This is a genomic window from Sphingomonas sp. SP5 (genome assembly GCF_058313455.1).
Genome location: NZ_JBZFLF010000001.1, coordinates 734,793 through 759,913, shown reverse-complemented (window position 1 = coordinate 759,913; position 25,121 = coordinate 734,793). Strand labels below are relative to the sequence as shown.

The 25,121-nt window shown below is 68.1% G+C and carries 21 protein-coding genes; 10 read left to right on the top strand and 11 right to left on the bottom strand.

Features of this window, described 5'->3' with window-relative positions; genetic code table 11:
- Nucleotides 1-41: 41 nt before the first annotated feature.
- From AC4GY7_RS03420 to AC4GY7_RS03395, 6 genes are all read right to left on the bottom strand, one after another.
- Entirely contained in the window at nucleotides 42-695 is a 654-nt protein-coding gene (locus AC4GY7_RS03420; protein ID WP_491111995.1) for a TadE/TadG family type IV pilus assembly protein, read from the bottom strand.
- Nucleotides 695-1,315 carry a TadE/TadG family type IV pilus assembly protein gene (locus tag AC4GY7_RS03415; RefSeq protein ID WP_491111994.1) on the bottom strand — a complete coding sequence of 207 codons (621 nt, stop codon included), beginning with the start codon at nucleotides 1,313-1,315 and terminating at the stop codon, nucleotides 695-697. Before AC4GY7_RS03415 ends, AC4GY7_RS03420 begins: the two co-directional genes overlap by 1 nt.
- Nucleotides 1,312-3,369, bottom strand: a complete 2,058-nt coding sequence (locus tag AC4GY7_RS03410; protein ID WP_491111993.1) for a TadE/TadG family type IV pilus assembly protein — start codon at nucleotides 3,367-3,369, stop codon at nucleotides 1,312-1,314. Before AC4GY7_RS03410 ends, AC4GY7_RS03415 begins: the two co-directional genes overlap by 4 nt.
- 72 nt (nucleotides 3,370-3,441) lie before the next feature.
- Nucleotides 3,442-4,185, bottom strand: a complete 744-nt coding sequence (locus AC4GY7_RS03405; protein WP_491111992.1) for a TadE/TadG family type IV pilus assembly protein — start codon at nucleotides 4,183-4,185, stop codon at nucleotides 3,442-3,444.
- Complete coding sequence (locus AC4GY7_RS03400) at nucleotides 4,176-4,796, bottom strand: TadE/TadG family type IV pilus assembly protein (RefSeq protein WP_491111991.1); 621 nt, start codon at nucleotides 4,794-4,796, stop codon at nucleotides 4,176-4,178. The genes AC4GY7_RS03405 and AC4GY7_RS03400 overlap by 10 nt, the downstream gene beginning before the upstream one ends.
- Nucleotides 4,793-6,694: a pilus assembly protein TadG-related protein gene (locus AC4GY7_RS03395; RefSeq protein ID WP_491111990.1), complete on the bottom strand. Its 1,902-nt coding sequence runs from the start codon at nucleotides 6,692-6,694 to the stop codon at nucleotides 4,793-4,795. The genes AC4GY7_RS03400 and AC4GY7_RS03395 overlap by 4 nt, the downstream gene beginning before the upstream one ends.
- 193 nt (nucleotides 6,695-6,887) lie before the next feature.
- Between AC4GY7_RS03395 and AC4GY7_RS03390 the strand changes: the two genes are divergently transcribed.
- A complete protein-coding gene (locus tag AC4GY7_RS03390; protein WP_491111989.1) occupies nucleotides 6,888-7,547 on the top strand; it encodes a squalene/phytoene synthase family protein in 660 nt (219 codons plus the stop codon).
- A 56-nt stretch (nucleotides 7,548-7,603) separates the two neighbouring features.
- Nucleotides 7,604-8,071 (top strand): EF-hand domain-containing protein, encoded by a 468-nt coding sequence (locus AC4GY7_RS03385; protein WP_491111988.1) that lies wholly within the window; start codon nucleotides 7,604-7,606, stop codon nucleotides 8,069-8,071.
- On the opposite strand, the gene trmFO is transcribed toward AC4GY7_RS03385, so the two are convergent.
- Nucleotides 8,004-9,377 (bottom strand): methylenetetrahydrofolate--tRNA-(uracil(54)-C(5))-methyltransferase (FADH(2)-oxidizing) TrmFO, encoded by a 1,374-nt coding sequence (trmFO, locus tag AC4GY7_RS03380; RefSeq protein WP_491111987.1) that lies wholly within the window; start codon nucleotides 9,375-9,377, stop codon nucleotides 8,004-8,006. The genes AC4GY7_RS03385 and trmFO overlap by 68 nt on opposite strands.
- A 249-nt stretch (nucleotides 9,378-9,626) precedes the next feature.
- Here trmFO and AC4GY7_RS03375 point away from each other — a divergent pair, with 249 nt between their 5' ends.
- Genes AC4GY7_RS03375 through AC4GY7_RS03360 form a run of 4 tightly spaced genes read left to right on the top strand, consistent with a single transcriptional unit; the run spans nucleotide 9,627 to nucleotide 13,191 of the window.
- Nucleotides 9,627-11,525 carry a pilus assembly protein TadG-related protein gene (locus AC4GY7_RS03375; RefSeq protein ID WP_491111986.1) on the top strand — a complete coding sequence of 633 codons (1,899 nt, stop codon included), beginning with the start codon at nucleotides 9,627-9,629 and terminating at the stop codon, nucleotides 11,523-11,525.
- Between the two features lie 2 nt (nucleotides 11,526-11,527).
- Nucleotides 11,528-12,097, top strand: coding sequence for a TadE/TadG family type IV pilus assembly protein (locus AC4GY7_RS03370; protein ID WP_491111985.1), 570 nt, complete (start codon nucleotides 11,528-11,530; stop codon nucleotides 12,095-12,097).
- The gene (locus AC4GY7_RS03365) at nucleotides 12,094-12,744 is read left to right on the top strand and encodes a TadE/TadG family type IV pilus assembly protein (RefSeq protein WP_491111984.1); all 651 of its coding nucleotides are present in this window, start codon (nucleotides 12,094-12,096) and stop codon (nucleotides 12,742-12,744) included. Before AC4GY7_RS03370 ends, AC4GY7_RS03365 begins: the two co-directional genes overlap by 4 nt.
- A 12-nt stretch (nucleotides 12,745-12,756) precedes the next feature.
- Nucleotides 12,757-13,191, top strand: coding sequence for a DUF488 domain-containing protein (locus AC4GY7_RS03360; RefSeq protein WP_491111983.1), 435 nt, complete (start codon nucleotides 12,757-12,759; stop codon nucleotides 13,189-13,191).
- A 6-nt stretch (nucleotides 13,192-13,197) separates the two neighbouring features.
- Here the strand turns inward: AC4GY7_RS03360 and AC4GY7_RS03355 are convergent, their stop codons facing one another.
- The 4 genes from AC4GY7_RS03355 to AC4GY7_RS03340 form a co-directional block, all read right to left on the bottom strand.
- Entirely contained in the window at nucleotides 13,198-14,982 is a 1,785-nt protein-coding gene (locus tag AC4GY7_RS03355; RefSeq protein WP_491111982.1) for a cation:proton antiporter domain-containing protein, read from the bottom strand.
- A 90-nt stretch (nucleotides 14,983-15,072) separates the two neighbouring features.
- On the bottom strand, nucleotides 15,073-16,662 hold the full coding sequence (locus AC4GY7_RS03350; protein WP_491111981.1) for a long-chain fatty acid--CoA ligase: 1,590 nt from the start codon (nucleotides 16,660-16,662) through the stop codon (nucleotides 15,073-15,075).
- A 146-nt stretch (nucleotides 16,663-16,808) separates the two neighbouring features.
- On the bottom strand, nucleotides 16,809-18,626 hold the full coding sequence (locus AC4GY7_RS03345) for a lytic transglycosylase domain-containing protein (protein WP_491111980.1): 1,818 nt from the start codon (nucleotides 18,624-18,626) through the stop codon (nucleotides 16,809-16,811).
- The gene (locus tag AC4GY7_RS03340; RefSeq protein ID WP_491111979.1) at nucleotides 18,623-19,372 is read right to left on the bottom strand and encodes a uracil-DNA glycosylase; all 750 of its coding nucleotides are present in this window, start codon (nucleotides 19,370-19,372) and stop codon (nucleotides 18,623-18,625) included. The genes AC4GY7_RS03345 and AC4GY7_RS03340 overlap by 4 nt, the downstream gene beginning before the upstream one ends.
- Before the next feature lie 166 nt (nucleotides 19,373-19,538).
- Between AC4GY7_RS03340 and AC4GY7_RS03335 the strand changes: the two genes are divergently transcribed.
- From AC4GY7_RS03335 to recA, 4 genes are all read left to right on the top strand, one after another.
- Nucleotides 19,539-21,173, top strand: a complete 1,635-nt coding sequence (locus tag AC4GY7_RS03335) for an electron transfer flavoprotein-ubiquinone oxidoreductase (protein ID WP_491111978.1) — start codon at nucleotides 19,539-19,541, stop codon at nucleotides 21,171-21,173.
- A 59-nt stretch (nucleotides 21,174-21,232) separates the two neighbouring features.
- Nucleotides 21,233-22,882: a tetratricopeptide repeat protein gene (locus AC4GY7_RS03330; protein WP_491111977.1), complete on the top strand. Its 1,650-nt coding sequence runs from the start codon at nucleotides 21,233-21,235 to the stop codon at nucleotides 22,880-22,882.
- Nucleotides 22,879-23,754 (top strand): 4-(cytidine 5'-diphospho)-2-C-methyl-D-erythritol kinase, encoded by an 876-nt coding sequence (locus tag AC4GY7_RS03325; protein WP_491111976.1) that lies wholly within the window; start codon nucleotides 22,879-22,881, stop codon nucleotides 23,752-23,754. Before AC4GY7_RS03330 ends, AC4GY7_RS03325 begins: the two co-directional genes overlap by 4 nt.
- A gap of 222 nt (nucleotides 23,755-23,976) precedes the next feature.
- A complete protein-coding gene (gene recA / locus AC4GY7_RS03320; RefSeq protein ID WP_491111975.1) occupies nucleotides 23,977-25,050 on the top strand; it encodes a recombinase RecA in 1,074 nt (357 codons plus the stop codon).
- Nucleotides 25,051-25,121: the final 71 nt, after the last annotated feature.

Genomic DNA, 25,121 nt, shown 5'->3' with positions numbered 1-25,121 from the left:
GGCGAGCCCGATCGCCCGTCCCGCATCGGCGGGGCGGGCGGTCAGCAGGTCGATGGCGTGACGTTGGCGACCGGGTAGACCTGGCTGGTATCGCGCCGGTCGCGGACCATCATCGACGCGAATTCCCTGATCTCCTTGCTGCCGAAGATCGAGGTGCGGACCAGCGGCTGGTAGTCGTAGGCGATCTCGACGAACATCGTCGCCCCGCCGTCGGGCGCGGTCACCCGCCGGTCGACCGGGGCAGTCGGGCCGAGGCCGCCGGTGAACGTACCGGTGCGATCGGAATAGGGCGAGGCATAGGCCTTGCTGCCCCGGCAGCGCCGCCAGCCGATCTTATAGTGCGCCTGCGTGGTGTCGGGGCTAGTCGCCGGTTCGAGGCTGGTGATGATGACCCGCCCGCGGCCGAACAGGTCGAGCCCCGCGGCCTGGATCTGCGCACCGGTCAGCAGGTCGTTGATATCGGCCTCCGTCACCATCTTCGCCTGTAACTGGCTGCCCGATCCGATGCGGGCGGCATTGTCCGCGATCTGCAACGCCAGCTGGCTGATCCGCATCCGGGTGACGATGAGGTTGGTAAGCTCCGCACCGGTGAGGCTCAGGGCGAGGAAGATCGGCAGGATATAGGCGAATTCGATCAGCGCCACGCCGCTGCGCGTCCGCCACAGGCGCGCGAATGCTGCCGGCGTCCGGCGCATCACGGGCAGTTCCTGACGACGGCGGCGCCGTAGGCCTGCTGGTCGGCATAGGGCTGGTTGCGCAGGATCGTCTTCGCCGTCACCGTCGTCGTCGCGGGCAGGCCGAGCAGGCGGCCGATCGGCAGGATGCGCGGATAGGTCATCGACACGGCGTAGAGGCTCGCATCCCGCGCGCCGCCCTGGCCGGCATTGCCGCCGTCGCTGTCCCACACATTGTTCCCATTGGCATCGTCATAGGGCTCGCCGGCGTCGCATCGGCGGTTGCCATTGGTGTCGTCGAACTTCTCCGCCTGCGCCGCCGCGGCCGCGGTGAAGCTGCGGTAGAAGCGCCGCGAGATGGTGATCGTCGCGCCGCGGTTCATCAGCATCGCCTGGGTGCGGACAGCCGCGTCGACGCTCGTCTGCGCCTGCGCCGGGTTGGTGGCTTCGAGCGCGGAATCGCGTGCGGCCTTCTGTACGGCACCTTGCAGGATCGCGCGGGTATAGAGCGTATGGGCGATGTCGAACGTCGCCATCAGCACCATGCACATGATCGGCGCGACCAGGCCGAATTCCAACAGTGTCGCGCCGCGCCTGTCCGTGCCGAGCGGCACACGCGTGGAACCGTTCGCGGCGTTCACTGCGTCAGCCTCAGGGAAGATATCTGGTTGGCGATGGTCGCAAAGGTCGACTGGATTTCGGCAGCATTGTTCGCGCTGAAATATTTTCCGGGCGTGGCGCAGTTGGTCATCCGCGTCACCGTGTCAGGTGCCAAATTGCCGAAGGTGATGACCCACAGCGTGATGTTCTTGTTCTTGACGGCAGTGCACAGGGCTTCCGTGCGGGCATTAACCTGATCGGTCAGCGGTGCGCCGCTGGTACATTTGAAACCGCCGGGTTCAACTGTGTCACCGATGGTGCGGCGGTCGTACCAGTTCATGCCGTAGGCCGTGTAGTTCGCGGCGTCCGTGCAGGGATCACCATCCGTCATGAAGATCAGGTGCCGCTCGATCTTTCCGCCCTGCGGCGTGCTGGCATTCTCGCTGGCGAAGAGGCCGGTCGGTGACAGCAGCCGTGCGCCCCAGAGCAGCCCGATATCGTGATACGTATTCCCCTCGGGGTACAGGCTGTCGACATAGCTGCTGAACGTGCTGGCGGCCGGCCATTGCTGCAGCTTCTTGGCTTCGGCCGGGCAGGGGCCGTACGCGTTGTGCTGCATATCCTCGTTGGTGGTGGAGATCGGGTTGCGCGTCCAGACCGCTTTGTTCGCCAGTTGGCCACGCATGTAGATCAGGTCAGGGAGCACGAACGCCCATTGCGTATCGGGATCTCCTGCCACCGGCAGCGAATCGATGTCGAGGTCGTTCGCGCCGGCCGGGCGCGGCGTGTAGCTGGCCTGCGAAACGGTATGCCGTTCCTCGATGCAGCCGGCCCAGGGAATGGTCGCGTTCGCTCCGCGCGAGCCGATCGGCCACTGGAACGCGGCGTTCCAGCCGCTGCCGTTCTTCAACAGACCGACGTGAACCGGATGCTGGTCGTAGATCCACAGCTTGAAAACGCCGATCCCCGCCTGATTGTAGAAGGCCCGCTGATCGGCGAAGACGGTGTGTGCCTCGATCCGGCATTGCCGCTGTGCTGCATCGTAAACGCGGCGATACTGCTTGTATCGGCCATATTGATAGGTCACCCAATAAGGGGTGGGGGGCATGCCCTGCAATGTGCCGTGTTCGACCGGCGAACTCTCTCCGCTCATCGGGTCGAACGCACCATCCGCCGGCACGGATCTGGCGTCGCAATCGCTGCCGGCGGTACTGCCGTATGTCTCCGCCACGGACCAGTCGTTCTGCGGGTTCTTGTTTACCAAGGCATATTGGACATGCTGCGCCCTGCGCGTCTGATAGGGGGCGAGATCGCGAAACCATTCCGGCTTCAGCAGCCTGCCGACATTGGCGTTCATCGCATAGGGAACGAAGCCGAAGCGGATCTGGACCTGGCTGCCGGTGCCGCCGCTGGGGGTGCCGGTGGTGCAATCGGCATCGGTGTCGAGCCGCGCGACGATCTCGTAGAAGCATTTCACCGCGATCTTGAGGCTGGAAATCTTGTTCATCGAGTCGCCGGCTGGCGTGTCGCCCATCGAGCCCGTGGTATCGAGTACGAACATCACATCGGTGTTGGGCAGGCGCATGTCGGCATCGCAGGTCACCGACACCGTCCGGCTCGTCTGCCCGAAGATGCGCATCAGCGTCATCGGGATGGAGGCGGATGCCGTGCCCGTAACCTTGCCGGCTGCCTCGGTGTAGGTGCGCGACAGGTTGGTCGAACTGAACACGCCGCTGGCAAAATTGCCGTCGAAGAACTGGTTGGCCTGCGTCCGGGGATAATAGTTGCTGTAGGACCAGGCGCTGCCCCCCATCGCCTTTCGCCCCGCCAGCGCACCGGCGTCGCATGCGTGCTGCAGGCGGATCTTGAGGATGTACATGCGGCTGACGTCGATGCTGCCGCCGACCATGCCGGCAAGCGGGATCAGCGCCGCCGTCATGATGACGAGCGTGTTGCCGCGCCGATCGTGGAGCAGCCGCATCATCACGCCGCAGCGCTCCCGCTCGGGCGTGCCGCCGGACAGCAGAACCGCCAGCGCGCGGATGAGCAGGCGGGGCGCGAACGCCAGGATCGAGAGGCAGCGGAGCAGGACCATTTCGGACCCACTGACTAAGCTCGATCAGTTTAACGCCGGTTAACGTCCGAAATGGTCAATCCTGCGCGTCGGTCACGTGCCGTAGCGGTTGCAGGTTGCCGGGGTCGCGGAGCTCAACGGATTGTAGATCTGCTTGAAATCGCGTGCGTTGCGCACGATCATCGAGGCGACGTAATGCATGCGGAACGGCTTGGCGAGCCAGCCGCTGACCACCGGCTGATACTGGTAATTCACCTCGACGAAGATCAGGCCGTAGCCCGCGGGCACTTTGACGGTGCGTCCCGGATCGCCCATGCCGGCGGTCTGCGTGGTGCCGGCGTCGGCCAGCGTCGCGGTCGATCCGGCGCTGGAGGTGGTCGTGCCGTAGCTGGAGGCGTAATTGGCGGCGGTCATCGACCCCATGCAGCGTTGCCAGTGGATGCGCTGGACCGGCGCGGTATCGTAGCTCTGCTGGATGTTTTCGAGGCTGGAGACGGTGATCCGCCCATAGGTGCCCAGCTTGATGCCGGCACCCTGCAGCCGCGCCGCCTGGAACACGTCGTTCATGTCGCCTTCGCGGAACTGTTCGATGTTCGACGTCTGGATCTGCCCCATGCGCGAGGCATTGTCGGCGATGCTCAACGCGATCTGGCTGACCCGCATGTGGGTCAGCGCTTGGTTGCCCATCTCGACGCCGTACAGGCCGAGCGCGAGCACCAGCGGCGCGGCGAAGGCGAATTCGATCAGCGCCAGGCCGCGGCGGTCGCGAACCAGATGGCGCAGCGCCGCGGGCAGGGCGCGTGCGGGGGCGGCGCGGGTGCGGGCGGTCAATTGCATAGCCGGGTCGCCGTCGCGCCCGCCTGCGTCGCATAGGGCTGGTTCTTGAGCAGGGTCTGCACCGTCACGGTCTGGTTGGGGCTGGCGCCGATCATCCGCGCGACGGGGAACAGCCGGGGATAGGTGATGCGCATCGTGTAGAGCGTCACGTCGTTGGCGCCGCCCTGGCCGGTCGCTCCCGGTTCCGCATCCCACCGCCCGTTGCCGTTCACGTCGGTATAGCATTCGCCGGTATCGCGCTGGTTGTTGCCGTTGTTGTCGTCGAACGGCTCCGGCCCCACGGCGCCGAAGCTCGCGTAGCTGAGGCGGGTGGAGCAATAGGTCCCGGCCGCCGCCGGCGTCGCGCAGGATGCGGTCGGCGCCTTCATGATCGTGCCCATCATCGCCAGCACCTTGGCATCGATCGCCGCGGTCTGTTGTGCGCCGCCCTGGATGGCGGAATCGCGCGCCGCCTTCTGCACCGATCCGGTCAGCAGCTCCTTGACGTAGACCTGGTAGAGCAGGTCGCCGAGGCCGATCATCAGCAGGCACAGCGCCGGCGCCACCACCGCGAATTCGACGATGGTGACCGCGCGCCGATCGCGCAGGCAGCGGCGGAGCGCGCGGATCATTGCGAAACCCGCAGCATCGCGACCTGGTTGGCGATCTTCTTGAAGGCGGCGCTCAGCGAGGCACTGTCGCTGGCGTAGAAGGCCTGGCCGGGCGAGGCGCATTGCGTCAGCTGCGGCGTCAGCGTCTGGCCGAAGCCAATAACGTACACGGTGATGTTGCGTGCCTTGGCCGCCGCGCATTCGGCGAGGAAGCGCGCATTGTGCCGGTCGGTCAGCGAATTGAAGTCGCCGTTCGTCACCCGCTGGTCGTACCGTTCCACGCCGTACATGCCATAGATGCCGGTATTGGGCGCCATGTCGCCGTCGGTCATGAACACGATGGCGCGGTTGGGCGCGGGGCGGCCCGGCCAGGCGGCGGTGTCCGCGGCGAAGATGCCACCCGGCGACAGCATGCGCGTGCCCCAGATCATGCCGGTATCGTGATAGGTGCCGCCGATCGCCTTGAAGTCGACGGCGTTGACATAGGCGGACAGCTGCGCCCGCGTCATCGTCGTCAGCCGCTGCACGGGCTTTCCGCAGCTTACCCAGCCGCCCGACAACTGGCCGGAATCACCGCCCGTGTTGACGAAATAGTTGTAGTAGGTCTTGTTGGGATAGCGCGTCGGGAAAAGTTCGTCGCTGATATCGTAGCTGTTATAGCCCGACCGGTCGTAGATCTGCTCCGGCCACATCGGCTTCCACTTGGTGTCGTCGTTGTTGGGGATCAGATCGGGGTCGAGATCGGGCGGCAGGTTGTTGATGTCGAAGCTGGTGCTGGCGGTCGTCTGCCGTTCCTCCAGGCAGCCCTGCCAGCGGTTGAGCGAGGTCACCGACTTGCTGGGATCCTGCACCGCGACGCCGGTCGACAGGCTGGCGACATAGCCCGAGATGTCTGCCGGCCATTGCGCGAACCGCCACAGGGCCACGACCGGCTGATTGTTGATGGTGCAGGTGCCCTGCGAGGTGTTCCACCAATTGGCGCTCCAGCTGGCGACCGATTTGTAGGTCGCGGTGCCGTCGGCGCCATAGGTATAGGCGGTGTTGCCGTATTTGTCGGTGCCGAGCGCCGGCACGCGGCCGGCATAGCCGTTGCACGCGGACCGGCTGATGTTGTTGTAGCTCGTCTGGGTCGCATTGCCCCAGTTCTGGTCGTTGATCGCGCGCCGCGTCTGATAATTCCAGTCGGTGGTCAACATATACTGGCTCGGCACCGCCGCCCCGGCGTTCACCGTCGAGGTATAGGGGACCAGGCCATAGCGGACGTGGCTGGAGGGATCGGCGTTGGCGGCGACGGTGTCGTAGAAATCCATCACCGCGCCGCGCAGCGCGACGATCTTCGACGACGGCTTCTCGACATAGCTGTAGCCGGTGGTGCCGTCGGGCCGGTCGTATTTTACCGAGGTCATCGTGCAGCCGCCCGTCTCGGCCGGCGCGCAGACCATCGATCCCGTCGTGTCGAGCACGAACATCACGTCGGTATCGGCGATGTCGTAGCGCGCCTGGCAGGTGACGGTGATCGTGCGCGTCGGCTGGCCGAACATCTTCATGATCGTCATCGGCACCTGCGTCGTCGCGGTGCCGGCGACCTGGCTGTCGGCGGTCTTGCTCGGCGTGAAGGGGACGGACGCCGCGGTATAGGCGGGCGTCCCCATGATGCCGCTGGGGAAATTGTTGGCGAAGAAGGTGCGCGCCTGCGTCGCCGCCGCATCGTCCAGCGTCGCGGCATTGGTGTCGGCCATGAACTTGCGGCCGGCGAGCGCGCCGGCGTCGCAGGCCTGCTGCAACCGCACCTTGACCAGATAGAGCCGGCCGATATCCACCGCCGATCCGGTGAGGGCCGACATGGGGATCAGAAAGGCGGCGAGGATCGCCAGCGTATTGCCGCCGGTCGCCCGCGCCAGCCGCGCCATGAAGGACATCGCGCACCCAGCGTGCCTGTGCTGTCCGGAATTGCCCACCATTCGTCGTCCCAACGCGTACTACGTAAAAGTCCGGATACGCCCGACATTGCATCTCCGCTGTTAGCGATCCTGGTTACCCCGCCGTTCACCATCTTTGCCGAAACCGCTCAGGGGCTTGCCTGTCGCGTGCGTGGCAGGCAGCGATGGCGGCATGACCGATACCGTTCCTCCCGCGGCACCCGACGATCGCGCGCTCGTGCTGGCCATGGCGCCGGCATCGCGCCGGCCGGCGCTGGCGGCGCTGTTCGCCCTCGACGATACGTTGACGCGCATCGTCCGCAGCACGCGCGAGCCGCTGGTCGGACAGATGCGGCTGACCTGGTGGCACGATGCGCTGACCCGGCTGGATGCCGCCGCCGCCCCCGCCGAGCCGGTGTTGCAGGCGGTGCAGCGCGACCTGCTGCCGCTGGGCGTCACCGGCGCTGCGCTGGCGACGATGACCGATGGCTGGGAGGAACTGGTGGTCGGCGACCCGCTGGACGCGGCAGCGCTGCTCCGCCACGCCGCAGCGCGCGGTGCGGGACTGTTCGCGGCGGCGGGGCAGGTGCTGGGCGCCGATTCGCCGCTGCTCGATCCGGCGGGGCAGGGTTGGGCGCTTGCCGACCTGTCGCGCCACCTGACGGTACAGGGGTTGGCAGAAGCCGCGGCGCGCGATGCAGATGCGCGGCTTGATCAAGCATTTTCAACGGCATGGCCGCGTGCCCTGCGACCGATCGCTGTTCTGGCGCTGTTGGTCCGGCTGGAGAAGGGTGTCGGAAGCCCTGCCGTCAAAGCATTGAGAGTGGCGCGTTTTCGTTTATTGGGCCGATGAAGACTTGCCCGTGCCGGCCGGAATGATAGCCTTGCTCTTGACGGGAGGGGCAGGCGATGTGTCGATATTGGGCGGGTGGCGGTGCATTGCTTGCCGCGGCGGGTGCGGGCCTGCTGCTGACCCGCGGCACTGCGCATACGGCGCCGCTACTGCCCTCCGCTCCGCAGGTCGCTGCCGCCCCGGCGGAAACCGCGGCCGGCGACGATGCCGTGCCGGAGGCGACGCCCGCGACGCGCGAGCAGAAACGCTTCAACCGCTACGACAAGGATCGCAACGGCGCGGTCAGCCGCGACGAATATCTCGCCGCCCGCCGCAAGGCCTTCGCCAAGCTCGACGCGAACGGCGACGGCCGGCTCGACTTCGACGAATGGGCGATAAAGGCGCTCACCAAGTTCGGCACGGCGGACAGCGACAAGTCCGGCGCGATGACCCCGCAGGAGTTCGCCACCACCGCCGTCAAGCGGCAGGCACGGCCTCGCGCGAAATGTCCGCCGCCGCAGAGCCAGCCGGCTGAGGAGAGCTGAGCCAGTCCGCAAAGGCGGCACGCGCACGGTCGGTATACATCCGCTTGCGATCGGCCTTCTTGGTGCGCCCCGGAATCGGCGGCATCAGCCCGAAATTGACGTTCATCGGCTGATACGTCTCGGCCTCCGCACCGCCGGTGATGTGGCCGAGCAACGCGCCCAGCGCGGTGGTGACCGGCGGCGGCGGCAACCTGGTGCCCGCGAGTTCGGCCGCGGCGAAGCGGCCCGCCATCAGCCCGATGGCGGCGCTTTCGATATAGCCTTCGCACCCGGTGATCTGCCCGGCGAAGCGGATGTTCGGCCGGCTCTTCAGCCGCAGTGTCGGGTCGAGCAACTCGGGCGAGCGGATGAAGGTGTTGCGATGCAATCCGCCCAGCCGGGCGAACTCCGCGTTCTGCAAGCCCGGAATGGTGCGGAACAGCCGCACCTGCTCGGCATGTTTCAGCTTGGTCTGGAAACCGACGATGTTCCACAGCGTGCCCTGGGCATTGTCCTGGCGCAGCTGCACCACCGCATAGGGCCAGCGCCCGGTGCGCGGATCGTCGAGGCCGACCGGCTTCATCGGCCCGTAGCGCAGCGTGTCGACGCCGCGTTCCGCCATCACCTCGATCGGCATGCACCCTTCGAAATAGGGCGTGTCCTGCTCCCAATCCTTGAACGCGGTCTTCTCGCCCTCGACCAGCCCGGCGTGGAAGGCGAGATACTGCTCCTTGTCCATCGGGCAGTTGATATAGTCATGGCCATCGCCCTTGTTCCAGCGCGACTGGAACCAGGCCGTGTCCATGTCGATGCTGTCGCGGTGGACGATCGGCGCGATGGCGTCGAAGAAGGCGAGCGCATCGCTCCCCGTCGCGGCGCCGACCGCCTCGGCCAGGGGTGCCGCGGTCAGCGGCCCGGTCGCGATGATCGCCGGCCCGTCGGGCAGGGCATCGATCCGTTCGCGCACGATGGTGATGTTGGGATGCGCCGCCAGCGCCGCGGTGACGCCGGCCGAGAAGCCGTCGCGGTCCACCGCCAGCGCCGAACCGGCCGGCACCTTGTGGATGTCGCCCTGCGCCATGATGAGCGACCCCAGCCGCCGCATCTCCTGATGCAGCAAACCGACCGCGTTGCTCTCCGCATCGTCGGAGCGGAAGCTGTTGGAACAGACCAGCTCCGCCAGCCCGTCGGTATGATGCGCCGGCGTCGTGTCGCCGCCGCCGCGCATCTCCGACAGGCGGACGCGGAACCCCGCCTCGGCGAGTTGCCAGGCCGCTTCCGACCCGGCGAGGCCGCCGCCGATGATGTGGATGTGATGCGTGGTCATTGCTGCGTGCCGTATCGATGAAGGGGGGGGGCTCTGCCGTTGCGATATAGCGGCGTCGGGGCGAAACGCCACGGCACGTATGGCGCGGCAGCGGATCCTTGCCCGGGCCGTGGCGCTTTGCCGGTTGAACCAGAACGTCGATCGTTCCGCATCGAAGCAACCATCGCGGTATTGATACAATAATCTTTACCATTCTTCCCGTAAGTTGTTGAATAACAAAGGGGCAAGATTGGACATATGCGACAGGGGATGCGAAAGCCGGCGGCCGCCATGCGCCGGCTGTGGCGGGATCGGCGGGGGTCGGCGATCTCGATGATGGTCGCCGGGCTGATCCCCGGCATCGCCGCGCTCGGCTCCGCGATCGATGCGGGGCGCGTCTATGTCGTCAAGTCGCAGTTGCAGGCCGGGGTCGATGCCGCCGCGCTGGCGGGGGCACGCGCCTACGAACTCGACGACGATACCGCGGCGGGCCGCAATGCGCAGGCGCGGGCCTATTTCTTCGGCAATTTCCCGTCCGGATACATGGGAACGACGGCGCCCGACCTCGCGCCGACCTTCTCGACCATCGACGGCCGCAACAACACCACGGTGCGCGCCACCACCGTGGTGCCGATGTCGTTCATGCGCGCCTTCGGCTTTCGCCAGCAGACCGTCACCGCGGTTGCCCGCGCCGAGATCCAGCCTCACCCGTTGGAGGTGATGATGGTGCTGGACAACACCGGCTCGCTGAAGGCGGACTTGCCGCGTGATGCCAACGGCGTGGTCAAGACGCGCATCACCGCGCTGAAGGATGCGGCCAAGAGCTTCCTCGACGTCCTCTACCAGGGCGGCACCAGCCGCGCGGACCTCGCCATGGGGTTCGTGATGTACGACATCACTGTGAACGTCGGCCGGCTGCTGCCCAACTGGCAGTCGCCGACGGTGGTGCGCCAGCAATTCGCCTTCAACGACAGCTACATCACCATGCGCGGCAACTGGCCCGCCAACCACCTGGCGTGGAAGGGCTGCGTCTTCGCCGACGACAGCGTCAAGGATCTGAACGGCACGCTCACCTATCGCGAGCCCGGCGCCTGGGACATCGACCGCACGCTGCCCGGCGAGGGCGCGCATCCGCCGGTCAGCCCCTATTTCGTGCCGCCCATGTACGTGCCCCAGCTGGCGCAGGGCAGCGCGACGCCGGAGGAACGGGCGAAGGACAACGGCGCCTATTACAAGGTCGCCGGCGTCGAGCCCAACAACAACCTCTACAAGCTCGATTCCCAATACGCCGATGCGATGCTCAACCCGGCGCAATACAATGTCTACGCGCCCAATAACCCGTACCGCCGCTGGATGTACCAGATGTACATCGGCCTCAACGACGGTGCGGCGACGGCCAGCAACGACGTCATCACCACCACCGACGGCAAATATTACGATCCCGCCAACGGCTGGAACTTCGCGACCAACACGGGTACGCCGTTCAAGGTCAATTACGATCGCATCCCGCGCTTCACCTCCGACTGGAAGGAAGCGACCGAATATAGCGTCAACCCGGCGGGCGGCTCGGTCAACGACGGCAACCGCAACAAGACCGACTGGCCCTCGCCCAACTGGCAATGCCCCGAAGAGGCGGTGCCGATCGCTTATGGCCGCGATCGCAGCTTCTACAGCAACGTGATCGACCAGAAGAATGCGGCGATCTATCCCGCCAACGGCACGCTGCACCATGCCGGTCTGCTCTGGGGCTATCGCCTGCTGGTGCGCGACGACGTGTTCCGCCGCACCAATCCGACGCGCGAAAGCCCGAAGCGTGCCCTGGTCTTCATGACCGACGGCGAAACCGCGCTGGGCGCGTCGCAGAACGGCTATACCGACCGCACCTGGACCTTCTACGGCAATTACGCCGACAGCCCGATCTCCGCATCGGCGAGCGGCCTCACCGGCCAGTCGGAACGGCGCTTCGCCAAGACCTGCGCCTCGCTGCAAGCCGAACAGAATCCGCCGACCGTGTATATCGTCGCGCTGACCACGACGGATGCCAACACGCTGTCGATGTTCGAAAAATGCGCACCCGGCCACGTCTATCGCACCTCGGACGCGGCAACGCTGACCGCCGCGTTCAACGACATCGCGGCCGAACTCGTCGACCTTCATTTGGTGCAGTGAGCATGATCCGCATCACCGCCGATCGACGCGGCATCACCATCGTCGAATTCGCCATCATCCTGCCTGCGATGCTGACGCTGATCTGCGGCACGATCGAGATGGGGCACATGATCCTCGCGCGGCAGGTGCTGGAGGGCGCGGTGGTCGACGCCGCGCGCAAGGCGACCGCCAGCATGGAAACCGGCGAGGCGCAGCGCCGCCAGATCATGGTCGACAGCATCGGCCGCTCGATGAGCAGCTTCGCGACCGCGCCCGGGCAGGCGATCGAAATCCAGACGCGGGTCTATGCCGATTTCAGCTCGGCCTATCCCGAAACCTATACCGACCAGAACGGCAACGGCCGCTACGACAGCGGCGAGCCCTATGTCGATCGCAACCGCAACGGCCAGTGGGACAATGCCACCGCCAAGACGGGGACGCTGGGCGGGCCGGGCGACGTGGTGAGCTATACCGTGCGCTACCCCAAGCGCGTGCTGTTCGGCTTCGTCGGCCGCTTCATCGGGCGCAGCACCGGCGTGCTGCCGCTCGCCGCGACCACGGTGGTGCGCAACGAAGCCGTGGTGCGCTCGTGAGCGGCCGGTCGTTCCTCCGCCGGCTGCGCCGTGACAGGCGCGCCGTCTCGATCCTCGAATTCGGCCTGATGCTGCCGCTGTTCCTGGGGTTCGTGCTGACCGGCATCGAATTCGCCAATTACGTGATGGCCAACAACCGCGTCCAGCGCCTCGCTGCGATGAGCGCCGACCTGGTGGCGCAGAGCGGGACGGGGCAGATCGGCGTCGCGGAGGGCCAGGTCTACGACCTGTTCAGCGCGCTCGACCTGACGGCAAAGCCGTTCGACCTGCGCAAATTCGGCCGCGTCGTCATCACCGGCGTGCAGGGCATGGACAGCAACAACGACGGGCAGATCGAAAACCGCATCCTGTGGCAGCGCTTCGACGGCGACTTCGTCACGCCGCCGTCGCTCGGCTGCAACCTCACCACCGCTTATGCGACGCTGCCGCAGAACCGGCAGATGATCCGCGACGAGATCCTGTTCCACGTCCAGGTCAGCTACCGCTATCAGCCGCTGTTCAGCGCCATGCCGTTCCGCTGGCTGTCGCTGCCGACCAGCTTCACCCGCAGCGCCATGTTCCGCGCCCGCAACAAGGATTTCACCACGCCGACGCCGGACAGCCGCTTTCCGCCGAAGAAGAATTGCAATACCGCCAGCGGCCTGTGAGGGGGCCGGCGCATGACGACGATCTACACCATCGGCTATGAAGCGACGACGATGGCGGATTTCCTCGCCGCGCTCACCCGCGCCGGTGTCGAGCGGGTGATCGACGTGCGTGCGCTGCCGCTGTCGCGGCGCCCCGGCTTCTCCAAATCCTCGCTCGCCGCCTCGCTGGCCGAGGCCGGCATCGACTACGTCCACCTCAAGGCGCTCGGCACCCCCAAGCGCGGCCGCGACGCCGCCAAGAAGGGCGACGTCGCCACGCTGGAGGCGGTGTACGACGACCAGCTCGCCCTGCCGGAGGCGCAGGCCGCCGCGGCGATCATGCTGTCCCTCGCCGCCGAAAAGCCCAGCGCCCTCCTCTGCTACGAACGCGACCCCGCGCATTGCCACCGCACCCTGCTGCTCGACGCAGCCGGCGAGGGGGTGGAGGTGGTGGATTTGTTTACCTGAGCAGCGTCACGGCGCGGTCGCTTCGTTCAGCCGCCGCACCCGCCTGATCCGCGGCTCGCGTTCCAGTTCCGCCTCCGCCTTGATCGACTGGCGCAGTTCGTCGCGCTTTTCGTGGATGGAGGCGATCACCGGGCCCATCGCCACGCCCAGGTCGACCAGCACCGCCTCCGACAGTTGCAGCGAGCTTTCCAGCGTCTCCGGCACCGCATCGGTGACGCCGGCGCGGTAGAGTTCGGCGGCGTGGCGGGGATCGCGGGCGCGGGCGATGATCGGCAGGTCGGGGGCGAGGCTGCGCATCCGCCGGGCGAGGCGCACGGTGAGGACGGGATCGTCCATCGTCAGGATCAGCGCGCGAGCGCGGGCGAGGTCGAGCCGGTCGACCAGCTCGGCGCGCGCGATATCGCCGAACAGCACCGGATGGCCGGCGGCGCGGGCCGCGGCGACCGCGTCGATATCCGCCTCCACCGCCAGGTAGCGCTGGTTGTGGACGGCGAGCAGCTCCGCCACCATCTGCCCGACGCGGCCGAAGCCGATCACCACCGCGCCCGGCCCTTCGCCGCCGTCGTCGGCGGGCAGCGCGTCGGCGGCCGGGCCGCGATCGATCCCGCGCGAGAGCAGCTGGCCGGCCTTGGCGAGCAGCGGCGTGATGGTGAGGCCGATCGCGGTCACCGTCTGCCAGAAGGCGGCGGTGGAGGGCAGGATCAGCTGCGCCTGCGCCGCGGTGGCGAGCACGATCAGCGTCGTCTCCGACGGGCTGCCCATCAGCAGCCCCGTCTCCGCCGCGGTGCCGCGCCCGGTCTGCGCGACGCGCAGCAGCAGGAAGGTGACGACCGCCTTGATCCCGACCACCGCGACGACGCCGAGCAGCAGCGAGGGCCAGTTGGCGAGCACTTGGCTGAGGTTCACGCTCATGCCGACGGTGATGAGGAACACGCCCAGCGCCAGCCCCTTGAAGGGCGCGGTCATCACCTCGACCTCGGTATGATATTCGGTTTCGGCGATCAGCAGCCCGGCGAGCAGCGCGCCGACGATCGGCGACAGGCCGGCGGCGGTGGTCGCGACGCTGGCGACGATGACGACGAGCAGCGAGGCGGCGAGGAACAGCTCCGGGCTCTTGGTGCGCGCGGCCTGCGCGAACAGGCGGGGCAAGACGAGCTTGCCGCCGAGGTACATCACCACCACGGTGGCGAGGCCGCGCAGCGCGACGCCGGCGATGCCGACCCAGCCCTCGTCGCTTGCGGTCGGCGCCATCGCCCCCAATGCGAAGATGATCGGCACCAGCGCCAGATCCTCGAACAACAGCATGGCGAAGGCGCCGCGGCCGACCGGGCTGGTGGTGCCGACCAGCGGCAGCACCAATGCGGTGGAGGACAGCGCCAGCGCCAGGCCCAGCCCCGCCGCGCCCGCCCAGTCCTGCCCCAGCCAGTGCACCGCGACCGCGATCAGCAGCGCCGATCCGATCAGCTCGGCAGGCCCGGTGCCGAACACCTGCGCCCGCATCGACCACAATCGCTTGAACGACAGCTCCAGCCCGATCGAGAACAGCAGCAGCACGATGCCGAATTCGGCGAAGGGCTCGATCGAATGCGGATCGGATATGGTCAGGTAATAGAGCCACGGCACCTGCTGGGTCAGCGCGCCGAGCCCCGCGGGGCCGACCAGCATGCCGACCAGGATGAAGCCGATCACCGGGCTCACCCGAAACCGCGCAAACGCAGGGATCACCAGCCCCGCCGCCCCCAGGATCACCAGCGCATCGCTGAAACCCGCATTATCCAGTCCGATCGCCATGGGGGGACTATAGGGGAGGGGGGCGGCTTGTCAGCCCTGCAATGTGCTCCGGCGTCATCCCGGTGTGCGCCGGGATGACGGTGGGGCGCCTCACGCCGCCAGCCGGTAATCCTTGAACTGCTCGCGCAGCGCGGTCTTCAGCAGCTTGCCGGTGGCGGTGTGCGGCAGGCTGTCGACGAACACCACGCCGTCGGGCAGCCACCATTTCGCCACCACGCCGGCGAGATGATCGAGGATCATGCGTTCGTTGACCTCGCTGCCCGGCTTGCGCACCACCACCAGCAGCGGCCGTTCGTCCCATTTCGGGTGTGCGATCCCGATCGCCGCGGCCTCGGCGACACCGGGGCAGCCGACCGCGGCATTCTCCAGCTCCACCGAACTGATCCATTCGCCGCCCGATTTGATGACGTCCTTCGATCGGTCGGTGATCTGCATGGTGCCGTCGGGGTGGATCACCGCGACGTCGCCCGTGTCAAACCAGCCGTCGGCGTCGATCGCATCGGCTTCGGCGCCGAAATAGCGCTTCACCACCCACGGCCCGCGGATGTGCAGCCGGCCGGCGCTGCTGCCGTCGCGCGGTAGGTGGCGGCCGTCATCGTCGATCACCGCCAGTTCGACGCCATAGGGGATGCGGCCCTGCTTGGTGAGCAGGTCGAGTTTGGCGTCCGCGGACCATTCGTCCCAGTCCGGCGGCGGCGCGCCCGCGGTCGCGACGGGCGAGGTTTCGGTCATCCCCCACAGATGCTTCACCTCGATACCCATGCCCATCAGCCGCGCGATCATCGCGCGCGGCGCCGCCGATCCGCCGATCGTCGCCATCCTCAGTGCGCGGGGGGTGTCGCCGGTCGCATCGATATGCGCGAACATCGCCAGCCACACCGTCGGCACGCCGGACGAGATGGTGACGCCTTCGCGATTCATCAGGTCGCACAGCACCTTGGCATCGTTGACTGCGGAAAAGACCAGCTTGGCACCGGCGAGCGGCGCGGCGAACGGCGTGCCCCAGGCGGCGGCATGGAACAGCGGCACCACCGGCAGCAGCACCTCCTTCGACGAAAGGCCGAGCACCGCGGGCGAGACGGCCAGCATCGCGTGCAACAGCGTCGAACGATGTTCGTACAGCACGCCCTTGGGGTTCCCCGTCGTGCCGCTGGTGTAGCACAGCATGCACGGCTCGCGCTCCGGCCCCTCGACCCAGCGATAGTCGCCATCCTCCGCCGCGATCAGCGCGGCGAAGCTGTCGGGGCCATCGCCATCCATTACGATATAATGGTCGATGCTGGTCCACTGCCCGCGCAGCCGGTCGACGATCGGCTGGAATGCGCGGTCGTAGAACAGCACGCGGTCTTCGGCATGATTGGCGATATAGACCAGCTGATCGTCGAACAGGCGCGGATTGATCGTGTGGATCACCCCGCCCATGCCGATCACCCCATACCAGGCGGCAAGGTGATGACCGTGGTTCATCGCCAGCGTCGCCACCCGGTCGCCGCGGCGGATGCCGAGCCGCTCCAGCGCCTGCGCCAGCCGCCGCGCGTCATGGGCCAGGCCGCGCCAGTCGCTGCGCGTCTCGCTGCCATCCGCCCAGCGGGTCACGATCTCCCGGTCCGGATGCTCGCGCTCGGCATGGTCGAGCAGCGTCGATACCCGAAGTTCGAAATCCTGCATCCCGCCCAGCATGCCGCCATCCTCTCGTTAGGGGCGCTGCATGGCGCTCCCTTGTGCAAGGGAGCATACCCGAGGATGGAGCCAGGGCAATCCTATAGCGTGTGAAGAAGGATTGCCGTCGAAAGCTCCTCCCCTTCAGGGGAGGGGCTTTTCCCCAATCAGTTCCTCGACACCGTCGTCGATTGCACGCCGACGCTGCCGTTCACTGCGATCGCGTTCGTCGCCGGCCGCGCGGCGATGCGGATCGCGGCGGCGCCGGGCAGGCCGGGGAAGCGCGGCCACATGCCTTGCGCCAGGGCGGCGCGGCTCGTCGATGCCTTGCGGCCACCCTGCGCCTCGTACATCCAGTAATTGCGCAGCACCGTGGTGACGTAGCCGCGCGTCTCCCAATAGGGGATGCTCTCGATGTAGAGCAGCGGGTCGCCATTGTCGTGGACGATGCCGTTCCATTCGCCCACCGGGCGCGGGCCGGCGTTATAAGCGGCGATCACCTTGGGCAGCAGCCCGCCGGTCACGCCGGCCATGTCGCGCAGCCGTTCGAGGTGGCGCTGGCCGATGTCCATGTTGGTGGCCGGCTTGGTCAGCGCGGTCTTGTCGACGGTGTAGCCCTGTTCGCGCGAATAATCGGTCGCCGCGGCCGGCATGATCTGCATCAGGCCATAGGCGCCGGCGGGGCTGACCACCTTGTTGCGGAAGCCGCTTTCCTCCAGCGTGTGCGCATAGACCAGCGCCTTGTCGACGCGCCAGCCGCTGGTCGGCGTCCAGTTCGGCGTCGGGTAGCGCGCCTCGGCGGCGGCGACGACGCCTTGCGGGCAATTGTGCGCCAGCCACACGGTGGTCGCCGGCAGGCTCAGCGCCTCGGCGACGCGCACCAGGCTGCCGAATTCGGCCGGATCGCCGATCCGCGCCTGCTGGCGCACGACGGTGTCGGCAAGGTCGGTTTCGCCGATCTCGGCCAGCGCGGCGGCGACGCGCATGTTCGGCCGCTTGTCGAGCCGGGTCCAGTCGGCGGCGACGACCTGCGTCGACGGCTTGCCCTTGTCGCGGATCAGCAGCGCCTGCCGGGATAGCTGGCCATAGAAGCTTTCGGAGAATTGCGCCGCCGATTGCAGGCGCGCCTGCACCTTGTCGGGCCGGCCGCACACCATGTCCGCGCGCGACGCCCAGTAGAGCGCGGCGGCGCGCAGGTCGACGTCGGTCGCGCGCGCGGCGACTCCTTCGAAGCCGGTTTCCGCCGCGGCGCAGTCGTTCTGCCGCCAGGCGGACAGCGCGCCCATCCAGCGGCCCTGCACCGCCCAGTCGCTCGATCCGTTCGCCGCCTTGGCCGCCATGACCCGCGCATTGGCATCGTCGCCGGTCAGGAAATACATCCAGGCGATCTTCGCCTGCCATTCGGTCTGCGCCTCCGGCGTCAGGGCGGGCGTCCCCTCCAGCAGCGCCTGCGCGTCCGCGGCCAGGTCGCCTTTGATGAAGGGCTGCATCTTCACCGCCAGATCGGCGGCGATCTCGTCGCTCCTCGTCGCCTTGGCGCGAACGCGGCGGGGGGCACCGTCCTGCCAGATCAGGCGCTGCGTCTGCGGCAGCGGCGGCAGCTCGGTGGCGCCGCGCACCTTGGCGAGCCGGGCGAGGTCGGCGGCCTCGGGCAGTTCGGGCGCCTCGTTGAGCAGCGCGACCAGGGGTTCGAGTTCGACGCGAGGCGAGCCCTTGGCGGTATAGAGTTCGGCGCGGGCGATGGCGTGCAGCGGGCCGGGCTTCATCGCGTCGAGCCCGATCTGCGCATCCTGCCAGCGGCCGTCGCGGATCGCCTGGAACACGGCGCGATAGCCCTCGCGCTGTGCGGCATCGAGCTGGTCGGGAATGCGCTCGGCCGTGGCGATGCCGCCGATCCTGGCATCCCCCGCCGGCTCGGTGCCGGAGGCATGCGCCCCGGCGGGAAGCACGAGAGCGGCCATCGCCAGCGCCAGCGTTCGGGTCATGCGGACAAATCCCCCATCAGCAATTGCAGGTCCTTCCAGGCCTCGGCCTTCGCTGCCGGCTTCTCGATCAGGAAGCGCGGATGAAAGCTGGCCACCACCCCGGTCTGTCCACCCTTATGGTTAAAGGGGTGTAAAGACCCGCGCGTCCCAGGCATTTCCGCCCCCAGAATGGCACGGCTCGCCGCATTGCCCAGGCATAGCACCCGCTTGGGGGCGACGAGCCCGATGTGATGCTGCGCGATCGCCGACAGCCGCGCCTCGACCTCGCGCGGCATCCGGCCGGCGACCGGTCGCTTGGCGCACACCGCGGCGAGGTGGACGGTGTCGCGCGACAGGCCGATCGCGGCGAGCATCCGGTCGAACAGCGCGCCGACCTCGCCGCTCATCAGCATGCCGGCCGCGCCATCGTCCTTGTCGGGGCAGTCTACCAGCACCATCACCGCGGCATCGGGCGGGCCGCTGGCGGCGATCGACACGCCGCGCCATTCGACCTCCGGCACCTGGTCGCCGGCACGCCAGGCGATGAAATCGGCCAGCAGGTCCGGCATGGCCACGGGGGCGGCGGGCACGGGGGGCGCAGGCGCGGCACCCGGCGCGGCGGCCGCGAACGCCAGCGGATCGGGCATCGGCTGCGCGAGCCAGTCGCGCGGCGCCTCGTCGACGAGCGTGTCGACGCCCGCCTCCTGCCACCAGTCGAGCGCGCTCGTGACGCTGCTCATCCAATCGAGATGCTGATCGGCCCCCACGGCTTTCCTTCTTCTCGAGGTTGACGTTTGCGTCAACTTGTCCGATCGCGGATCGGAGACGAGACGTTGTCGGCCTGCGCTTGAACGCTTTTTGCCCGCCCGACAATGCGCAACGCTGACGCCCGGGAGTGGAATGATGTCGGAACGCGAAACCCAAAGAGAGTCGATGCCCTACGACGTGGTGATCGTCGGCGCCGGGCCTGCGGGCCTGTCGGCGGCGATCCGCTTCAAGCAGGTGGCGGCGGAAAAGGGCGCGGACCTCAGCGTCTGCGTCCTCGAAAAGGGGTCGGAGGTCGGCGCCCATATCCTGTCGGGCGCGGTGATCGATCCGCGCAGCCTCGACGAACTGCTGCCCGACTGGCGCGACGACTGCCCGCTCGCCGAGGTGCCGGTGACCGACAACCTCCACTGGGTGCTCACCCCCAAGCGCAAGTTCGTGCTGCCGCACCTGTGGACGCCGCCGTTCCTGCACAACAAGGGCACCTATACCGGCAGCCTCGGCAACCTGTGCCGCTGGCTCGCCGGCAAGGCGGAGGAACTGGGGGTCGAGATCTTCCCCGGCTTCGCCGCCGCCGAGATCCTGTTCGACGAGCAGGGCCGGGTGAAGGGCGTCGCCACCGGCGACATGGGCGTCGCGCGCGACGGCACGCACAAGGGCGATTACCAGCCCGGCCTCGAACTCCATGCCAAATACACCTTCTTCGCCGAGGGCGTGCGCGGGCATCTTTCCAAGGAGATCATCCGCATCTTCGACCTCGCGAAGGATGCGCAGCCGGAGGTCTACGGCCTCGGCATCAAGGAATTGTGGGATATCGATCCCGAACTCCACAAGCCCGGCCGCGTCATCCACACGCAGGGCTGGCCGCTCGGCGACGATGCCAACGGCGGCGGCTGGCTGTACCATCAGGCGAACGGGCAGGTCAGCCTGGGCTTCGTCACCTGGCTGAACTACAGCAACCCCTACCTCTCGCCCTTCCAGGAAATGCAGAAGTGGAAGACGCATCCGGAGATCGCCGCGATCCTGAAGGGCGCCAAGCGCGTTTCCTATGGCGCGCGCGCGATCAGCGACGGCGGGTTGCAGTCGATCCCCAAGCTCGTCTTCCCGGGCGGCGCGCTGATCGGCTGTTCGGCGGGCTTCCTCAACGTGCCGCGCATCAAGGGCACGCATACCGCGATGAAGAGCGGCATGATGGCGGCCGAGGCGGCTGCCGACGCGATCCTGTCGCAGCGCGAACATGACGAACTGACCGCCTATCCCGAGGCCTTCGAGGCGAGCTGGGTGAAGAAGGAGCTGTCGATCGTCCGCAACGTCGTGCCTCTGGTCAAGAAGTTCGGCGACTTCCTGGGTTCGGGCCTATCGGGCGTCACCATGTGGCTGGAGCATTTCGGCCTCAAGATGCCCTTCACCATGAAGCATCACCCGGACCACGAAACCTTGTGGCGCAAGGACATGGTGAAGCCGCCGGTCTATCCCAAGCCCGATGGCGTGCTGACCTTCGACCGCCTGTCCTCGGTGTTCCTGTCCAACACCAATCACGAGGAGGACCAGCCGGTCCACCTGACGCTGAAGGACCCGAACGTCCCGGTCGACTACGACCTGCCGCTCTACGACGAGCCGGCGCAACGCTATTGCCCGGCCGGCGTTTACGAGATCGTCGGCGAGGAGACGGGCGACCCCAGGTTCGTCATCAACGCGCAGAATTGCGTCCATTGCAAGACCTGCGACATCAAGGACCCGACGCAGAACATCAACTGGGTGGTGCCGGAGGGCGGCGGCGGCCCGAACTATCCCAACATGTAAGGGGCGAGTCCGCGGTGCCACGACAGCCGGAGCGCGAGGGTAAGGAGAACCAGCGGCCTATGACGTTCCTGCCCCCGGGCTGCTGGGTTCGCGGAAGCGGGCGACGGATCGTCATCGCGATGGCGCTGACCGGCATCGCCGGTATCGCCGCGCCGGCGAGCGCCGACACCGCGCGCCTTGCCGACTATCTCAAGGCGCGCGCCGCCGATGCCGACGGGCGCACCGCCGCGGCGGTCGCCGGCTATGCGCGCGTCCTGGCGGCGACGCCGGCCAGCCCCGCGGTCGCGCTGCGCGCCTATCGCGAGGCGCTGGCCGCCGGCGATATCGCACTCGCCAGCCGCGCCGCCGCGGTGCTGCGCGGCACGCCCGAAGCCCCGGCCGATCTCGCGCTGCTGCCGCTCGCCACCGCCGCCGCGCGGGGCGACGGCGCGGGCGTGGAGGCGGCCACCGTCGCGCTCGGCCAGACTCCGCTCGCCGTATTGGCGCCATCGCTGCGCGCGTGGCTCGCTTATACGCAGGGTGCGGACGCCGGCCCTGCCATTGCCGCCGCCAATGCCGGCAAGAACCCGGTCGCCCAGCGGCTCGCCGCCGAAACCGTGGCGCTGATCCAGATCGCGCGCGGCGACACCGATCGCGGCCTCGCCACCGTGCAGGCGCTGCGCGAGACCGGTTCGCCGATCGACCTGCGCCTGTCCGCCGCGCAACTGCTGCTCGGGCGCGGCGAGGGCGAGGCGGCGCGCGCGCTGCTGGTCGGCGACGATCCCGCCTTCGCGGCACTGCGCACCGCAGCCGGCGCCAAACCGACCCTCGGCTATGGCGTCTCGCGCCTGCTCGGCCGCATCGCCGGCGACCTGGCCGATCAGGACGCCGCTACGCTGTCGATTGCGCTCTCCCGTACCGCGCTGATCGCCTATCCCGCGAACGATCGCGCCCGCCTGCTGCTGGCCCGCGCGCTGGCCGGGGAGGGGGCGGCAGCGGGGGACGGGTCCGCCGACGCCGCGCTCGCCGTGCTCGACGGTCTGCCCGCCGACAGCCCCTTCGCCGCCACCGGCGTCGCCAGCCGCATCGCCATCCTCACCGCCGCCGGGCGCGCGCCGGAGGCGCTGGCGCTGGCCCGCCGCGCCGCGGAGGCGAAGGGGGCGGGCGAGGGCGACTGGCAGCTCTATGCCGACCAGCTCGTCGCCGCCGGTCGCCATGCCGACGCCGTCCCCTGGTATCGCCGCATCGTCGATGCCGACCCGCAGGCGTGGTCGGCCTGGCTGCAATATGGCGGCGCGCTGGAGCAGGCGGGCGACTGGCCGAAGGGGCGCGAGGCGCTGGAAAAGGCGGTGGCGCTCGCCCCGCGCGAGCCGCTGGCGCTCAACTACCTCGGCTATGCCCAGGCCGAACGCGGCGTCGACGTCGCCGCCTCGATCGCCATGCTGGAACGCGCGCACGCGCTGAAACCGCGCGACCATTCGATCACCGATTCGCTCGGCTGGGCCTATTACCGCAACGGCGATGCCGCACGGGCGCTGCCGCTGATCGAGGCTGCGGCGGCGGGCGACCCGATCAATGCCGAGATCGGCGAGCATCTCGGCGATATCTACTGGACGCTCGGCCGCCGCTACGAGGCGCGCTACGCCTGGCGCGCCGCCGCGCTGACCGCGCCGCCCGCCGATGCGGCGCGGCTGTCCACCCGCATCGCGCGCGGCCTGCCCCGATCATGATCGCCGAACCCGCGCCCGCGAAGATCAACCTCGCGCTCCACGTCCGCCGCCGCCGCGCCGATGGCTATCACGACCTCGAAACGCTGTTCGCCTTCGCGCGCGACGGCGACACGGTGACGGTGGTGCCCGCCGCGGCGGACAGCTTCGCCATCACCGGCCCCTTCGCCGCCGTCTTGCACTCCTCCCCGGAACGGGGAGGGGAACCGGCGCAGCCGGTGGAGGGGCAGCCCCAAGCGCAAAACCTGGTGGTGAAAGCCGCAACCGCCTTCCGCGCCACCTTCGCCATTGCGCAACCCCACGCCATCACCCTCGACAAGCACCTGCCGATCGCCTCCGGCATCGGCGGTGGCTCGGCCGATGCGGCGGCGACGCTGCGAGCACTGGCGAGGCTCCACGCCATCGCGCCCGACGATCCGCGGCTGTTCGTCCTTGCCGAGGCGCTGGGCGCCGACGTGCCGGCCTGCCTCGACGGCCGCACCACGCTTGGCACCGGCAAGGGCGAGGCGTTGGTCGCGGTCGAGGGACTGGCGACCATGCCGCTGCTGCTCGTCAATCCGGGCGTTGCCGTGGGGACAGCAGCGGTGTTCGCCCGCTGGGACGGCATCGATCGCGGCGGCATCGCCGACGGGGGCGGGGTGATCGAGCGTGCCCTGGCCGGCCGCAACGACCTCCAGCCCCCCGCATTGCAGCTGGCGCCGGTGATCGCCGACGTGCTGACCCTGCTGGAGCAGGCGGACGGCGTCGTGCTCGCCCGCATGTCCGGCAGCGGCGCCACCTGCTTCGCGCTGTTCGAGGACGCCCGCGCCCGCGACGCGGCGGAAAAGGATGCGGCGACCCGCGGCTGGTGGACCCTCGCCACCACCCTCTCCTAAGTCCTCCCTCGGCGCAGCCGGGGGAGGGGGACCGCCCGCGAAGCGGGTGGTGGAGGGGGCGCCTCCGCAAGCACCAGTTGGAGAATAACACCTCCGTCGCCCCCACGCGCGCGATGATCGAAATCCAACAGTTCCCCTCTTGTTCCGACGGAACAAACATCGTACATACGGAACAGACGCGTTGCCCTCGGGCGGCGCTTGCTCTAGCGAGGGACCCTTCCGATGGCCGCCAATCTGAAAGTGATCGACACCGGCATGGCAACCGCAAACGCAGACCGTCAAAAGGCGCTCGACGCCGCGCTCGCGCAGATCGACCGCGCCTTCGGCAAGGGCTCGGCGATGAAGCTCGGCCAGAAGGAGGCGATGCAGGTCGAGGCGATCTCGACCGGGTCGCTCGGCCTCGACATCGCATTGGGCGTCGGTGGCTTGCCGCGCGGCCGCGTGATCGAGGTCTACGGCCCTGAATCTTCGGGCAAGACGACGCTTGCCCTGCACGTGATCGCCGAGGCGCAGAAGAACGGCGGCACCGCCGCCTTCGTCGACGCCGAACATGCGCTCGATCCCGTTTATGCCAAGAAGCTGGGCGTCAACATCGACGAACTGATCGTGTCGCAGCCCGACACCGGCGAACAGGCGCTGGAGATCACCGACACGCTGGTGCGCTCCAACGCGATCGACGTGCTGGTGGTCGATTCGGTCGCGGCGCTCGTGCCCCGCGCGGAAATCGAGGGCGAAATGGGCGACAGCCACGTCGGCCTGCAGGCGCGCCTGATGTCCCAGTCGCTGCGCAAGCTGACCGGCTCGATCAGCCGCTCGCGCTGCATGGTGATCTTCATCAACCAGCTGCGCATGAAGATCGGCGTGATGTACGGCAACCCGGAGACGACGACGGGCGGCAACGCGCTGAAGTTCTACGCCTCCGTCCGCCTCGACATCCGCCGCACCGGCGCGATCAAGGACCGCGAGGAGGTGACCGGCAACGCGACCCGCGTGAAGGTCGTCAAGAACAAGGTCGCACCGCCGTTCAAGCAGGTCGAATTCGACATCATGTACGGCGAAGGCATCTCCAAGATCGGCGAGATCCTCGATCTCGGCGTCAAGGCGGGCCTCGTCGAAAAGTCGGGCGCCTGGTTCAGCTACGACAGCGTCCGCATCGGCCAGGGCCGTGAGAACGCCAAGACCTACCTGCGCGAACATCCCGAGATGGCCGACCGCCTCGAAAAGGCGATCCGCCAGCGCACCGAAAAGGTCGCCGAGGAAATGATGACCGGCCCCGAAGAGGGCGACGACATCTGATGCATCGCGCGTCCGCTCAGGATGAGGGAAGGGCTCGCCGGGAACGGCGGGCCCTTTTCGCTTGGGGGCGC

What these genes read in the sequence shown, in the direction of transcription:
- AC4GY7_RS03420 (WP_491111995.1), bottom strand. Translation starts at nt 695, where the DNA reads ATGCGCCGGACGCCGGCAGCATTCGCGCGCCTGTGGCGGACGCGCAGC.
- AC4GY7_RS03410 (WP_491111993.1), bottom strand. Translation starts at nt 3,369, where the DNA reads ATGGTCCTGCTCCGCTGCCTCTCGATCCTGGCGTTCGCGCCCCGCCTG.
- AC4GY7_RS03405 (WP_491111992.1), bottom strand. Translation starts at nt 4,185, where the DNA reads ATGCAATTGACCGCCCGCACCCGCGCCGCCCCCGCACGCGCCCTGCCC.
- AC4GY7_RS03400 (WP_491111991.1), bottom strand. Translation starts at nt 4,796, where the DNA reads ATGATCCGCGCGCTCCGCCGCTGCCTGCGCGATCGGCGCGCGGTCACC.
- AC4GY7_RS03395 (WP_491111990.1), bottom strand. Translation starts at nt 6,694, where the DNA reads ATGTCCTTCATGGCGCGGCTGGCGCGGGCGACCGGCGGCAATACGCTG.
- AC4GY7_RS03390 (WP_491111989.1), top strand. Translation starts at nt 6,888, where the DNA reads ATGACCGATACCGTTCCTCCCGCGGCACCCGACGATCGCGCGCTCGTG.
- AC4GY7_RS03385 (WP_491111988.1), top strand. Translation starts at nt 7,604, where the DNA reads ATGTGTCGATATTGGGCGGGTGGCGGTGCATTGCTTGCCGCGGCGGGT.
- trmFO (WP_491111987.1), bottom strand. Translation starts at nt 9,377, where the DNA reads ATGACCACGCATCACATCCACATCATCGGCGGCGGCCTCGCCGGGTCG.
- AC4GY7_RS03375 (WP_491111986.1), top strand. Translation starts at nt 9,627, where the DNA reads ATGCGAAAGCCGGCGGCCGCCATGCGCCGGCTGTGGCGGGATCGGCGG.
- AC4GY7_RS03370 (WP_491111985.1), top strand. Translation starts at nt 11,528, where the DNA reads ATGATCCGCATCACCGCCGATCGACGCGGCATCACCATCGTCGAATTC.
- AC4GY7_RS03360 (WP_491111983.1), top strand. Translation starts at nt 12,757, where the DNA reads ATGACGACGATCTACACCATCGGCTATGAAGCGACGACGATGGCGGAT.
- AC4GY7_RS03355 (WP_491111982.1), bottom strand. Translation starts at nt 14,982, where the DNA reads ATGGCGATCGGACTGGATAATGCGGGTTTCAGCGATGCGCTGGTGATC.
- AC4GY7_RS03350 (WP_491111981.1), bottom strand. Translation starts at nt 16,662, where the DNA reads ATGCTGGGCGGGATGCAGGATTTCGAACTTCGGGTATCGACGCTGCTC.
- AC4GY7_RS03345 (WP_491111980.1), bottom strand. Translation starts at nt 18,626, where the DNA reads ATGACCCGAACGCTGGCGCTGGCGATGGCCGCTCTCGTGCTTCCCGCC.
- AC4GY7_RS03335 (WP_491111978.1), top strand. Translation starts at nt 19,539, where the DNA reads ATGCCCTACGACGTGGTGATCGTCGGCGCCGGGCCTGCGGGCCTGTCG.
- AC4GY7_RS03330 (WP_491111977.1), top strand. Translation starts at nt 21,233, where the DNA reads ATGACGTTCCTGCCCCCGGGCTGCTGGGTTCGCGGAAGCGGGCGACGG.
- AC4GY7_RS03325 (WP_491111976.1), top strand. Translation starts at nt 22,879, where the DNA reads ATGATCGCCGAACCCGCGCCCGCGAAGATCAACCTCGCGCTCCACGTC.
- recA (WP_491111975.1), top strand. Translation starts at nt 23,977, where the DNA reads ATGGCCGCCAATCTGAAAGTGATCGACACCGGCATGGCAACCGCAAAC.